The sequence below is a fragment of the Streptomyces sp. AMJ-169 genome, from assembly GCF_055597585.1.
On record NZ_JBVLTJ010000001.1, the window covers coordinates 1,091,916 to 1,104,106 of the forward strand.

Below are 12,191 nucleotides of genomic sequence, written 5' to 3' on the forward strand. Positions count from 1 at the left end.
CGCGTGGCTGGTGCCGTGCGCCCCTCGGCGTCGTACCGGGAAGCCCCTCAGGCTCCCCGGACCTCCGCGATCGTCACCGGGCGGTGCTCCTGGAGGGAGAGGGTGCAGGCCTCGGCGATCCAGCCGGCCTCCAGGGCGTCCTCGATGGTGCAGGGGGAGGTGCGGGTGCCGGCCACCACCTCGGTGAAGGCGGTGAGTTCGGCGCGGTAGGCGGCCGTGAAGCGGTCCATGAAGAAGTCGTGCGGGGTGCCGGCCGGGAAGGTGACCCCGGGCTCCACCGAGCGCAGCGGGAGCTTGTCCTCAAGGCCGACGGCGATGGAGTCGGTGAAGCCGTGGATCTCCATGCGGACGTCGTAACCCCGGCCGTTGTGGCGGGAGTTGGAGACGACCGCGATCGTGCCGTCGTCCAGGGTCAGCACCGCGCCCGTGGTGTCGGCGTCGCCCGCCTCCTTGATGTAGTCGGCGCCCTTGTTGCCGCCGACCGCATACACCTCCGTCACCTCGCGCCCGGTGACCCAGCGGATGATGTCGAAGTCGTGCACCGAGCAGTCGCGGAAGATACCGCCCGAGGCGGCGACGTACGCGGCCGGCGGCGGGGCCGGGTCGAGGGTCGTCGAGCGGACGGTGTGCAGTTTGCCCAGCTCGCCCGCCTGGACGGCCGCGCGGGCGGCGACGAAACCGGCGTCGAAGCGGCGGTTGTAGCCGATCTGGATCGGCACGTCCTTGCCCTGGACGGCCTTCAGGACCGCCACGCCGTCGCTCATGTGCTTGGCGACCGGCTTCTCGCAGAAGACCGGGATGCCCGCCTCGACGCCCGCGAGGATCAGCGCCGGGTGGGCGTCGGTCGCGGCGGCCACGACGATGCCGTCCACGCCGGCCGCCAGCAGGGCCTCCGGCGAGTCCACGACCTCCGCGCCGAAGCGCTCGGCGGCGGCCTTCGCGGCGTCGGCGAAGGGGTCGGTCACGACGAGGGAGTCGACGGCGTCGAGTCCGGAGAGGGTCTCGGCGTGGAAGGCGCCGATACGGCCGAGGCCGAGGATTCCGATGCGCATGGGGTGCGGCTCCTAAAGGTCTTGCTGGTGTGAGAGGGAGGGGTTCGCGGGCGTCAGCCGATTCGGGGGGCGTCGGCCGGGCCGGTGGACCTCAGTCCAGGCCGCCCAGCACGTTCTGGTCCCAGTCGAGCACCGAACCGGTGACCACGCCCGACCGGTCCGACAGCAGCAGGACCACGAAGTCGGCGATCTCGTCCGGCTGGCCCAGCTTGCCCATCGGCAGCTGCGCGGACGCCTCGGCCAGCCAGCCGTCCCCGGCGCCGTGGAAGGCCCGCTGCGTCGCGTCCTCGCCCTCCGTCGCCGTCCAGCCGATGTTCAGGCCGTTGATCCGGATCCGGTCCCAGCGGTGGGCGTGCGCGGCGTTGCGGGTCAGACCGGCGAGGCCCGCCTTGGCGGCGACGTAGGGGGCGAGGAAGGGCTGGCCGCCGTGGGCCGAACTGGTGATGATGTTGACGACCGTGCCGGGCGCCTCGCGGGCGACCATGTCGGCGACGGCCGCCTGCATCGCGAAGAACGGGCCCTTCAGGTTGATCGCGATGTGCGCGTCGAACAGCTCGGGCGTGGTGTCCAGGAGCGTGCCGCGCGAGGTGAGCCCGGCGGAGTTGACCAGGCAGTCGATCCGGCCGTACCTCGCGACGACCGCCTGGACGGACGACGTGGCCTGCGCGGCGTCCGAGAGGTCCGCCCGCACGTACAGCGCCCGCTCGCCCAGCTCCGCCACCAGCGCCTCGCCCGGCTCCGGACGGCGGCCCGTCACGGCGACGAAGGCGCCCTCACGGACGGCGGCGCGCGCGATGGCCGCGCCGACGCCCTGGCTGCCGCCGTTGACAAGGACGACTTTGTCCTTCAGGAGTGCCATGAGCTGGTCCTTTCGGCTCTTACGGCGTGCGGCCCGGCTCTTACGGTGTGCGGCGCCGCTCTGTCATTCTTGTCAGTACAAACCCCTCGAACAACTGGCAGCAAGCCATCAAAAAACCCTCAGAACCGGTTGCAGGAGAAAGCTGTGGGCCATCCCTTCCCGATCCGGGAGATCGCACGTCAGGCGGGCCTCAGCGAGGCCACCGTCGACCGCGTCCTCAACGCCCGCGGCGGCGTCCGCGCCTCCACCGCGCAGGAGGTGCGCCGGGCCATCGCCGACCTCGACCGCCAGCGCACCCAAGTCCGGCTGGTCGGGCGGACGTTCATGCTCGACATCGTCATGCAGGCGCCCGAGCGGTTCACCAGCGCCGTGCGCGCCGCCCTGGAGGCCGAGCTGCCCGCGCTGCACCCGGCCGTGCTGCGCTCCCGCTTCCACTTCCGGGAGACGGGTCAGGCCCGGGACGTCGTCGCGACGCTGGAGCGGATCGCGCGGCGCGGTTCGCAGGGGGTCGTCCTCAAGGCGCCGGACGTGCCCGAGGTGACCGAGGCCGTGGGGCGGCTGGTCGAGGCGGGCATCCCGGTCGTCACCCTGGTCACCGATCTGCCCGCCAGCGCGCGGCTCGCGTACGTCGGCATCGACAACCGGGCGGCCGGCGCGACGGCTGCCTATCTCATGGGGCAGTGGCTCGGGGAGCGGCCCGGGAACGTGCTGACCAGCATCAGCAGCGGGTTCTTCCGCAATGAGGAGGAGCGCGAGATGGGGTTCCGGTCGGTGATGCGGGCGCGGCACCCGGGGCGGACGCTCGTCGAGATCACCGAGGGGCAGGGGCTCGACGCCACGCAGTACGAGCTGGTGCGGGCCGCGCTGGAGCGGGACCCGGAGATCCGGGCCGTGTACTCGATCGGCGGCGGGAACATCGCGACGCTCCGGGCGTTCGCGGATCTGGGGCGGGAGTGCGACGTGTTCGTCGCGCACGATCTCGACCAGGACAACACGCGGCTGCTGCGGGAGCACCGGCTGTCGGCCGTGCTCCATCACGATCTGCGGCAGGACATGCGGGAGGCGTGCCATGCGGTGATGCGGGCGCAGGGGGCGTTGCCGGCGGTGGGGGCGGGGGTGCCTTCGGGGATTCAGGTGGTGACGCCGTACAACATGCCCGCGGCACTCATCAAATAGCTTGGACAAAATTGTTGACAATCTTGTCTGGCTAGATTTAGTTTCGACAGGCACTCACTCAGGGAGGGCAACGATGCCTCAAGAAGCCCGGCCGGGCACCGGGGAGCAGGCCAAACAGCACGCGCTCGCGCAGCTGCGGCAGGCGATCCTGCACGGCGAGATGGCACCCGCGCAGCGGCTGGTGGAGAACGAGCTGGCCGAGCGGTTCGAGGTGACGCGGGCGAGCATCCGGGCCGCGCTCATCGACCTGGAGGCGCAGGGGCTGGTCGAGCGCATCCGCAACCGGGGATCCCGGGTGCGGGTCGTCACGGTGGAGGAGGCCGTCGCCATCACCGAGTGCCGCATGGTCCTCGAAGGACTGTGCGCGGCGAAGGCGGCGACGCTCGCGACCGACGAGCAGCTGGGCGAACTGACGGACCTCGGCACGGCCATGACCAAGGCCGTCGCCGACGGCGAGCCGGTCACCTACTCCGACCTCAACCATGAACTGCACACCCGGATCCGGGAGTTCTCCGGCCAGCGCACGGCCGTCGAGCTGCTGGAACGGCTCAACGCCCAACTGGTGCGCCACCGCTTCCAGTTGGCGCTGCGCCCGGGGCGTCCGCAGCGCTCCCTGAACGAACACCTGGCGATGATCGAGGCGATCCGCGCCAGGGATCCGCAGGCGGCGGAGACGGCCGTCCGCGCTCATCTCACCAGTGTGATCGAGGCGTTGCGCGACTGAGGCCGGGGCGCGGGCTCGGGAGCCGGGGCTTGTGCGCTGACGCGCTCGGTGCGCTGACGTATGCGTGCGCTGAGGCGCGGCGCGTCGCGGTGAGGTGGGTGCGGTGCGGCCGCGGCCGTCGTCGCCCACCTCTCACGCACCCTTCAAGGAGCCCTCACCCATGGCCGACGTGCCCGTGAAACCGCCCCGTTCGACCCTCGTCGTCACCGCGCACGCGGGCGACTTCGTCTGGCGTGCCGGGGGCGCGATCGCCCTGGCCGCCGCGCGCGGTGAGAAGGTCACCATCGCCTGTCTCACCTTCGGCGAGCGCGGCGAGTCCGCGAAGGCGTGGCGGGAGGGCAGGCGGCTCGACGAGATCAAGGCGCTGCGCCGCGACGAGGCCGAGCGCGCCGCCGCGACCCTCGGCGCGGACGTCCTCTTCTTCGACGCCGGGGACTATCCCCTGCTGCCCACACCGGAGTTGACGGACCGTCTGGTCGAGGTGTTCCGCGCGGCCCAGCCCGACGTCGTCCTCACCCACCCCGCCGACGACCCCTACAACGGCGACCACCCGGCCGCCAACCGCATGGCGATGGAGGCCCGCATCCTCGCCCAGGCGATCGGCTACCCGGGACCCGGCGAGATCATCGGCGCCCCGCCCGTCTTCTACTTCGAGCCGCACCAGCCGGAGTTGAGCGGCTTCAGGCCCGAAGTCCTGCTGGACATCAGCGAGGTGTGGGACACCAAGCGCAAGGCCATGGAGTGCCTCGCCGCCCAGCGCCACCTCTGGGCCTACTACACCGACCTCGCCGTCCGCCGGGGCGTCCAGCTCAAGCGCAACGCCGGCCCCAACCTGGGCCTCGCGCACGACTGTATGGCCGAGGCGTACATGCGGCCGTTCCCGCAGATCGCGAAGGAGCTGGCATGAGCGGCGTGATCGTCACCGACCCGCCGAAGGCGTCCCCCCAGGACGTCGACGCGCTGGCCGGCTTCGGGGTGGCCACGGTCGGCGAGGCGATGGGCCGAACGGGCTTGCTGGGCACGGCGATCCGCCCGATCCAGCAGGGCGTACGGGCCTGCGGTACGGCCGTCACGGTGCTGAGCTGGCCCGGCGACAACCTCATGATCCACGCGGCGGTCGAGCAGTGCGGCCCCGGCGACCTCCTCGTCGTCACCACCACCTCCCCCTGCACGGACGGCCTGTTCGGCGAGCTCTTCGCGACGGCGCTGGCGCGGCGCGGGGTGCGCGGACTGGTCATCGACACCGGCGTCCGCGACACCCAGGAGCTGCGGGACATGGGCTTTCCGGCCTGGTCACGGGCGGTGTCGGCGCAGGGGACGGTGAAGGCGACGGGGGGTTCGGTGAATGTGCCGGTCGTCGTCGCCGGGCAGGTCGTCCGCCCGGGGGACGTGATCCTCGCCGACGACGACGGAGTGGCCGTCGTCCCGCGCGAACGGGCCGGAGAGGTGGCCGAGGCGGCGCGGGCGCGGGAGGAGAAGGAGGCGCGGACCCGGGCGGCGTTCCTGGACGGCCAACTCGGGCTGGACCGCTATGGGTTGCGGGAGAAGCTGGAGCAGCTCGGGGTGGAGTACCGGACGTATGAGGAGTATGCGGCGGGGGAGCTGTCGTGAACGGTGTTTCTGAAGGCGACGGTTCTGGGGGCGGGCGTCTCTCTGAAGACGGGCGTTTTTCTGAGGGGGTGCCGTGTCTGCTGATGCGCGGCGGCACTTCGAAGGGCGCCTACTTCCTCGCCGCCGACCTCCCCGCTCAACCCGCCGCCAGGGACGCCCTGTTGCTGCGCATCATGGGCAGCCCGGACGACCGCCAGATCGACGGCATCGGCGGGGCGCACCCCCTCACGAGCAAGGTCGCGGTCGTCTCCCCGTCGCCCGATCCGGCCGCCGACGTCGACTACCTCTTCCTCCAAGTCGCGGTCGGCGAACCGGAGGTGAGTGACCGTCAGAACTGCGGCAACCTCCTCGCCGGGGTCGGCCCGTTCGCGGTGGAGCGCGGACTGGTCGAGCCCGGCGCGGAAGGGACCGCCGTACGCGTCCGGATGCTCAACACCGGTGACCTCGCGACCGTGAGCTTTCCGACCGATGGCGGGCGGGTGCGGTACGACGGGGGGACGCGGATCGCCGGGGTGCCGGGGGCGGCGGCCGCCGTACGCATCGAATTCCCGGCCGGTGAAGGGGAGTTGCTGCCCACCGGGCGGGTGCTCGATCTGGTCGACGGGGTGCCGGTGACCTGTGTGGACAACGGGATGCCGACCGTGCTGATCGCGGCCGGGGCGCTCGGGGTCAGCGGGTACGAGGCGCCCGGCGACCTGGAGGAGAATGTCGGGCTGGCCGAGCGGCTGCGGGTGATCCGGCGCGCGGCGGGGGAGCTGATGGGGCTCGGGGACGTCTCCGGTACGACCGTGCCCAAGCTGACCCTGCTGGCCCCGCCGCGCTTCGGCGGCACGGTCAGCACGCGGACGTTCATCCCGGTCCGCTGCCACCCCTCGATCGGCGTGCTCGGCGCGGCGAGCGTCGCGGCCGGGATCCGGCTGCCGGGCGGGGCCGGCGAGGGGATCGCCGTACCCGGTCCGGGGTCCGCTCTGGTGCGCGTCGAGCATCCGAGCGGCCATCTGGACATCGAGAGCGCCCTGGTGAGCGGCCCCGACGGGCGGCCGGCGGCGCGTCGCACGGCCGTGGTGCGCACGGCGCGCAAGATCTTCGACGGAACCGTCTTCCCCGCCCCCGCCGACCCCAAGGACCGCCCATGACCCCGCCGCTCGGCGACATCGCCCACCTCGGCCACGCCCAGCTCTTCACCCCCGACCTGGCTGCCAGCGTCACCTTCTGCACCGACTACCTCGGCCTCACCGTGAACGCGGAGGCCGGCGACAGCGTCTACCTGCGCACCTTCGACGACTACGAGCACCACAGCCTCGTCCTCACCGCCCGCGACCACCCCGGCCTCGGCCGCCTCGCCCTGCGCACCTCCAGCGAGGCCGCGCTGCACCGCCGTGTCGCGGCGATCGAGTCAACAGGCCGCACCGGCAAGTGGGTCGAGGACGAACCGGGCCTCGGCCCGCTGTACGTCACCACCGACCCGGACGGCCACGAACACGCCCTCTACTGGGAGAGCGAGCACTACGCGGCCCCCGGGGAACTGCGCCCGGCGCTGAAGAACCAGCCCCAGGCCAAGCCCAACAGGGGTGTCGGCGTAAGGAGGTTGGACCACGTCAACTTCCTCGCCGCCGACGTCCTCGCGAACGCCGAGTTCCAGGAACAGCTCCTCGGCGCCCGCCCGACCGAACAGATCCGGCTCGACTCGGGCCGGATCGCGGCGCGTTGGCTGACGTACACGAACAAGTCGTACGACGTCGTCTATACGGAGGACTGGACGGGGACGTCGGGCCGGCTGCACCACATCGCGTTCGCCACCGACACCCGCGAGGACATCCTGCGCGCCGCCGATCTCGCCATCGACAGCGGGGTGTTCATCGAGACCGGACCCCATAAGCACGCCATCCAGCAGACGTTCTTCCTCTACGTCTACGAACCCGGCGGCAACCGGATCGAGTTGTGCAACCCGCTGACCCGGCTGGTGCTGGCGCCGGACTGGCCGCTGGTGACGTGGACGGAGGAGGAGCGCAAGAAGGGGCAGGCGTGGGGGCTGAAGACGATCGCGTCGTTCCACACGCACGGGACGCCGCCGGTCGGGTAGGCCCGCGCAGGGGTGCGGCTGATTGTCGATGAGATTGTTGACAAAAATGTTGACCTCCAGCCCCGGGCTCCCTACCGTCATCCGCATCCCCCCGCCAGGCTCCGCTCACCGGTCGAGAGGCAACCGACGATGATGTCCCCCTCCCCGAAGCCCGCCCCGCCCGCCGCCAGGCTCACCCAGCTGGTCATAGCCCTGTGCTGGCTCGCCGTCCTCTTCGACGGCCTCGACATGTTCGTCTACGGCTCGGTCCTGCCCCACCTGCTCGCCACGAAGACCTTCGGACTCACCGCCGACCAAGCCGGTGACCTGGGCAGTTACGCCACCTTCGGCATGCTGGTCGGCGCCCTGACCGCCGGCACGGTCGCCGACCGGATCGGCCGCAAGAAGCTGATGGTGGCGTGTCTGACGCTGTTCTCGCTGGCCTCGGCGCTGTGCGCGGTCGCCGGTGACGTGACCGTCTTCGGCCTCGGCCGCACCCTCGCCGGGATCGGCCTCGGCGGGCTGCTGCCGACCGCGATCAGCATGGTCTCCGACTACGCGGGCAAGGGCCGCGCCGCCCTCACCATCGGCGTCCTGATGACCGCCCACCACGCGGGCGGCATCCTCTCCGCGTACGTCGCCAAGTGGCTGGTGGAACCGGTCGGTTGGCGTGCCGCCTTCTGGGTCTGCGTCCTTCCGCTGCTGTTCGCGCCAATCCTCGCCAAGTACCTTCCGGAATCGCTGAGTTTCCTGGTCGCCAAGGGCCGCCGGGACGAGGCCCAGGCCCTCGCCGCCCGCTACCGCGTCGAACTGCCGGACGTCGCCGGGAAGAAGTCGGCCGCCGAACACCGCGACGCCTTCAAGGAGTTGTTCCGCACCGGCGCCCGGCTCCAGACCCTCCTGTACTGGTGCGCCTCCTTCGGCGGCCTCCTCCTCGTCTACGGCGTCGCGACCTGGCTGCCCACCCTGATGCGCGAGGAGGGCTACGAACTCGCCAACGCCCTTACGTTCGTAGTGGTGTTCAACCTCGGCGGCATCGCCGGCATGCTGCTCGCCGGCCGCGCCGCCGACGGCTTCGGCGCCCCGCGCATCGCCGCGATCTGGTTCGCGCTGACCGCCGTCGGCGTCTTCCTCTTCAGCGTCCACATGCCGACGCCGCTCACCATGCTCGTCGTCTTCCTCACCGGCGTTTTCCTCAACAGCGCCCAGACGATGGTCTACGCGACCGTCTCCCTGCGCTCCGCCCCCGACCACCGCGCCACCGCCGTCGGCTGGACCTCCGGCATCGGCCGCTTCGGCGCGGTCTTCGGGCCCTGGCTGGGCGGGCAGTTGCTGTCCTCGGGGCACGGGTCGTGGGGGTTCACGGCGTTCGCGGTCGCGGGGGTGTGGTCGATGGTGTTCATCGGGGTGGCGGCGGTGCGGGGTGGTCGGGTGGGGGCCGATGGGGTGCGGGAGGAGGGGCAACTGGCTGCTGTGCGCTGAGGGTTGGCGGGGGTGGGGGGGTGCGGGGTTCGTGGGTCGGCTTGTGCGCGCTGGCTTTATGTGTGCGTCGGCTTATGCGCACGCTGGTTCATGTGCGCGCCGGTTTGTGCGCACGCCGGTTCATTCGCGCCGGGCCACGATCCGGTAGGCGTTCGCGAGCCCCAGCCGTCCCGCCAGCGGCCGTACCGCGAACCGGTCGAGGAGGGTTCCCGCCACCAGCGCGGGAACTCCGGCCAGCAGTACGGCCGTTCGCACCGCCCGCCGCAGCCGGCCCGGCGCCCGCTCCAGCCAGGGCGCGTCCTCACGCGGCGCCACCCGGTCGAGCAACAGCCATACGGCGGCCAGCAGATCGACCGGGTCGTGCGGCCCCGCGTGCTCCTCGGCGACGACCGTGAACCCCAAGTCCTTCAGCCGCTCCCGCAGATTCCCCACCGGCACGAAGTGCAGATGCTGCGGCTGGAGCCACGGCAGCCACCACCGCCCCAGCAGCCGCGCGTAACGGCTCTCCGGATCCGGCACCTCGATCAGCAGATGCCCGCCTGGCCGCACGACGTCCCGCGCGGCGCGCAGCTCACGGTCCGGGTCGGTGCTGTGCTCCAGGTAGTGGAACATGCTGACGACGTCGTAGCGGCCCGCCAACTCGCCTGCCAGGGAAGGGAAACTGCCCCGGAAGCCGTTCTCGACGCGGCCCTCCTCGGCGGCCAGCTCCACGCCCGCCGTGAAGTCGAGCCCGTCGAACGCGGTGTCCGGCAGGACCTCCCGGGCCGCCGCGCAGAAGTGCCCGTGCCCGGTGCCGACGTCCAGCCACCGACCCGGCGCCGGATCGTGCGCAGGCAACGACGCCGCCCGCGCCCGGTACATCTCCGTCCGCCCGCCGAAGGTGTCCCCGAGCTTCTTCTCACCGAGCCCGTCGTAGAAGTCCCGGTAGTAGAACTCCAGTCCCTCCTCGGAGAGTTGGGGGTTCTGGAAGAGGTGGCCGCAGGACTCGCAGCGGTCCAGCGTGAACCGGCCCGGCTTGTGCTGGAGCAGGTCCGTCGTCCGCAGCCGGGTGGTGAGGCAATCGGCGCCGCACCAGGGGCAGTCGGGGCGGCGGGGGGCGAAGAAGCGGTCGAGCCCGTCGGCCAACTCCTTCTGGTACAGCGGCCGTAGCGCGGCGATCTGGTCCTTCTTCGGTGTCTTCGGCTCACTCATGCGTCTCCCTCACGAGTTCCTCCAGATGAGCGACGGCGGCCCGCGCGCCCCCGGCCGCCCGGAACGCCTCCCCGACCCGAACGGCCGCTTCCCGATAGCCCGGTTGATCCAGCACGGCGTCCAGCGCGGCCCCCAGCTTTCCGGCGCCGGCCCGCCCGAACCGCACCCGCACCCCGGCCCCGGCGTCCACGACCTGGCCCGCGATCACCGGCTGGTCGTCACGGATCGGCGCGACGACGAGCGGGACGCCGTACCACAGGGCCTCGCACACCGTGTTGTGCCCGGCGTGACAGACGACCGCGTCAACACCCTTGGCCAGCAGGGCGAGTTGGGGGACGGCCGGGACGATCAGGACGTCGTCCGTCCGGATCTGCGGGCCCACCGGATCGACCAGCACCGCCTGGATCCGCCCGGCCCGCTCGCGTACGGCCTCCCGGCACACGTCCAGGAACCGCCCGCCCGCCTCGGCGTTGACGGTCCCGAGGCTCACCAGGACGGTCGGACGGCCGGGGTCCAGCCAATCCCAGGGGAAGGGGGTGGAGTTGGGGCGGTCGGCGAGCGAAGGGCCGACCCAGCGGACGCCTTCGGCGGGGCCGGCCAGTTCGGGGGTGCTGAAGGCGAGGGTGAGGTGGGGGGAGAAACGGGGGTCGATGGCGGGCGGCGGGAATCGGGGGTCGGCGTCGGCGGCCGGGGCGGGGGACGAGAGGCGGCGGGCGGTCTCGGCGGCCGGTGCGGGTGGCGAGAGCTGGTGGGCGGTCTCAGTGTTCGGAGCGCCGATCTCCCCCCGCAGCGCGGCGAGTTGGGCGGCGATCCACTCCCGTACCTTCGGCAGCCCCGCCAGCGGGTCGGTCAGCTCCGCCGAGGTGGAGGCGGAGACCGCCCACGGCAGCCCGTGCCGCTCGGCGGTCAACGGGCCCGCGAACGCCTGCTGATCGGCCACGACGACGTCCGGCCGGAAGATCTCCACGGCCGCGTCCACGCCTCCCGCCATCGACCGCGCGAGCGGCAGCAGGAACCACTCCCACAGGAACTTCAGCGCCTCCGGCCCGCGCAGCTCCGCCGGCCGGCCGGCGAGCGGCACCTCCCCGGCGCAGGGGAACACCACCGCGTCCGGGCCCGCGAGCCGCCGGATCAGCTCGCGGTCGGGGCACGCCCACGCGACCCGGTGCCCGCGCGCCTCCAGCAGCGCCGCGACCCCGACCAGCGGATTGACGTGACCCGTCAACGGCGGTACCACGAACAGGAATCCGCTCACCGCGTCTCCCCGATCAGCTCCAGGACATGCCCGCCGACGTACCCCGCCGCCTCCACCAGCAGCGAGTGCTCGTACCCCGGAAAGGTCACCGTCCGGCAGTCCGGCACCGACTCCTTGAGCCACGGCGCGAGTTCGGCGAGATCGGAGTCACCGCCGTACAGCCCGAGCACCGGACAGGTGACCCGCTGGATCTGATCCTCCGTCAGAACACTGCTGGCCGGGATGTCCTGGGCGAGGGACGTCTCCCGGGTGAGCCGGGCGGCGCCCTTCGCGAGGCGGGCCGTGTTGTGGCCGCGGTGCGCGGTGATCCAGGTGATCGCGTCGGCCTCGTTGTGCGCCAGCTCGTGCGCGACCCGGCTGAGGATGCCGTCCAGCTTCAACGCCCAGGCGGGCGTGGCCGGTTCGGACTCGATCAGGGTGACGCTCGCGGTCCGCTCCGGATGCCGGGCCGCCCAGCCGAACGCGACCGTCCCGCCGTAGGAGTTGCCCACCAGATGCACCGGCCCGGTCACCCGCAGCCGGGTCAGCAGGGAGTCCAGGTCGGTGACCGAGTCGTCGAGGGTGTAGCCGGTGGCGGGGCGGTCGCTGCGGCCGTGGCCGCGCAGGTCGTACATGACGACGTCCAGGCCGGCCGCCGCGAACTTCGGGGCCACCGTGAAGTAGTAGCTGGCCAGGCTGTCGGTGAGCAGCCCGTGCACCAGGACGACCGTCGGGCCGCCCCGGGGGCCGATCCGCTGGGTGTGCAGGCGGAGTTGACCGGTGTCGACCATCGCCATGGC

At 72.1% G+C, this 12,191-nt stretch carries 12 protein-coding genes; 7 read left to right on the forward strand and 5 right to left on the reverse strand.

What is annotated here, in order from left to right:
- Nucleotides 1–47: 47 nt before the first annotated feature.
- Together ACYUD3_RS04500 and ACYUD3_RS04505 are read right to left on the reverse strand one after the other, a co-directional pair.
- The gene (locus tag ACYUD3_RS04500; RefSeq protein ID WP_470963791.1) at nt 48–1,052 is read right to left on the reverse strand and encodes a Gfo/Idh/MocA family protein; all 1,005 of its coding nucleotides are present in this window, start codon (nt 1,050–1,052) and stop codon (nt 48–50) included.
- Between the two features lie 91 nt (nt 1,053–1,143).
- A complete protein-coding gene (locus ACYUD3_RS04505) occupies nt 1,144–1,911 on the reverse strand; it encodes an SDR family oxidoreductase (protein WP_470963794.1) in 768 nt (255 codons plus the stop codon).
- A gap of 144 nt (nt 1,912–2,055) precedes the next feature.
- Between ACYUD3_RS04505 and ACYUD3_RS04510 the strand changes: the two genes are divergently transcribed.
- From ACYUD3_RS04510 to ACYUD3_RS04540, 7 genes are all read left to right on the forward strand, one after another.
- Nucleotides 2,056–3,087, forward strand: a complete 1,032-nt coding sequence (locus ACYUD3_RS04510; protein ID WP_470963797.1) for a LacI family DNA-binding transcriptional regulator — start codon at nt 2,056–2,058, stop codon at nt 3,085–3,087.
- Nucleotides 3,088–3,160: 73 nt separating this feature from the next.
- Nucleotides 3,161–3,811: a GntR family transcriptional regulator gene (locus ACYUD3_RS04515; RefSeq protein ID WP_470963801.1), complete on the forward strand. Its 651-nt coding sequence runs from the start codon at nt 3,161–3,163 to the stop codon at nt 3,809–3,811.
- 160 nt (nt 3,812–3,971) lie between these two features.
- Nucleotides 3,972–4,718 (forward strand): PIG-L deacetylase family protein, encoded by a 747-nt coding sequence (locus ACYUD3_RS04520; RefSeq protein ID WP_470963804.1) that lies wholly within the window; start codon nt 3,972–3,974, stop codon nt 4,716–4,718.
- Nucleotides 4,715–5,422, forward strand: a complete 708-nt coding sequence (locus tag ACYUD3_RS04525) for a 4-carboxy-4-hydroxy-2-oxoadipate aldolase/oxaloacetate decarboxylase (RefSeq protein ID WP_470963807.1) — start codon at nt 4,715–4,717, stop codon at nt 5,420–5,422. Before ACYUD3_RS04520 ends, ACYUD3_RS04525 begins: the two co-directional genes overlap by 4 nt.
- Before the next feature lie 68 nt (nt 5,423–5,490).
- Nucleotides 5,491–6,558 (forward strand): 4-oxalomesaconate tautomerase, encoded by a 1,068-nt coding sequence (locus ACYUD3_RS04530; RefSeq protein ID WP_470963810.1) that lies wholly within the window; start codon nt 5,491–5,493, stop codon nt 6,556–6,558.
- Nucleotides 6,555–7,505 carry a VOC family protein gene (locus ACYUD3_RS04535; protein WP_470963813.1) on the forward strand — a complete coding sequence of 317 codons (951 nt, stop codon included), beginning with the start codon at nt 6,555–6,557 and terminating at the stop codon, nt 7,503–7,505. The genes ACYUD3_RS04530 and ACYUD3_RS04535 overlap by 4 nt, the downstream gene beginning before the upstream one ends.
- Before the next feature lie 132 nt (nt 7,506–7,637).
- Nucleotides 7,638–8,966, forward strand: a complete 1,329-nt coding sequence (locus tag ACYUD3_RS04540; RefSeq protein WP_470963986.1) for an MFS transporter — start codon at nt 7,638–7,640, stop codon at nt 8,964–8,966.
- Between the two features lie 120 nt (nt 8,967–9,086).
- On the opposite strand, the gene ACYUD3_RS04545 is transcribed toward ACYUD3_RS04540, so the two are convergent.
- Genes ACYUD3_RS04545 through ACYUD3_RS04555 form a run of 3 tightly spaced genes read right to left on the reverse strand, consistent with a single transcriptional unit; the run spans nt 9,087 to nt 12,188 of the window.
- Complete coding sequence (locus ACYUD3_RS04545) at nt 9,087–10,157, reverse strand: class I SAM-dependent methyltransferase (RefSeq protein ID WP_470963816.1); 1,071 nt, start codon at nt 10,155–10,157, stop codon at nt 9,087–9,089.
- Nucleotides 10,150–11,412, reverse strand: a complete 1,263-nt coding sequence (locus ACYUD3_RS04550; protein WP_470963819.1) for a glycosyltransferase — start codon at nt 11,410–11,412, stop codon at nt 10,150–10,152. The genes ACYUD3_RS04545 and ACYUD3_RS04550 overlap by 8 nt, the downstream gene beginning before the upstream one ends.
- Complete coding sequence (locus tag ACYUD3_RS04555; RefSeq protein WP_470963822.1) at nt 11,409–12,188, reverse strand: alpha/beta fold hydrolase; 780 nt, start codon at nt 12,186–12,188, stop codon at nt 11,409–11,411. Before ACYUD3_RS04555 ends, ACYUD3_RS04550 begins: the two co-directional genes overlap by 4 nt.
- Nucleotides 12,189–12,191 lie beyond the last annotated feature (3 nt).

Bases quoted from the DNA above. Each gene is read 5' to 3' on its own strand.
- ACYUD3_RS04500 (WP_470963791.1), bottom strand. From the start codon at position 1,052: ATGCGCATCGGAATCCTCGGCCTCGGCCGTATCGGCGCCTTCCACGCC.
- ACYUD3_RS04505 (WP_470963794.1), bottom strand. From the start codon at position 1,911: ATGGCACTCCTGAAGGACAAAGTCGTCCTTGTCAACGGCGGCAGCCAG.
- ACYUD3_RS04515 (WP_470963801.1), top strand. From the start codon at position 3,161: ATGCCTCAAGAAGCCCGGCCGGGCACCGGGGAGCAGGCCAAACAGCAC.
- ACYUD3_RS04520 (WP_470963804.1), top strand. From the start codon at position 3,972: ATGGCCGACGTGCCCGTGAAACCGCCCCGTTCGACCCTCGTCGTCACC.
- ACYUD3_RS04525 (WP_470963807.1), top strand. From the start codon at position 4,715: ATGAGCGGCGTGATCGTCACCGACCCGCCGAAGGCGTCCCCCCAGGAC.
- ACYUD3_RS04535 (WP_470963813.1), top strand. From the start codon at position 6,555: ATGACCCCGCCGCTCGGCGACATCGCCCACCTCGGCCACGCCCAGCTC.
- ACYUD3_RS04540 (WP_470963986.1), top strand. From the start codon at position 7,638: ATGTCCCCCTCCCCGAAGCCCGCCCCGCCCGCCGCCAGGCTCACCCAG.
- ACYUD3_RS04545 (WP_470963816.1), bottom strand. From the start codon at position 10,157: ATGAGTGAGCCGAAGACACCGAAGAAGGACCAGATCGCCGCGCTACGG.
- ACYUD3_RS04555 (WP_470963822.1), bottom strand. From the start codon at position 12,188: ATGGCGATGGTCGACACCGGTCAACTCCGCCTGCACACCCAGCGGATC.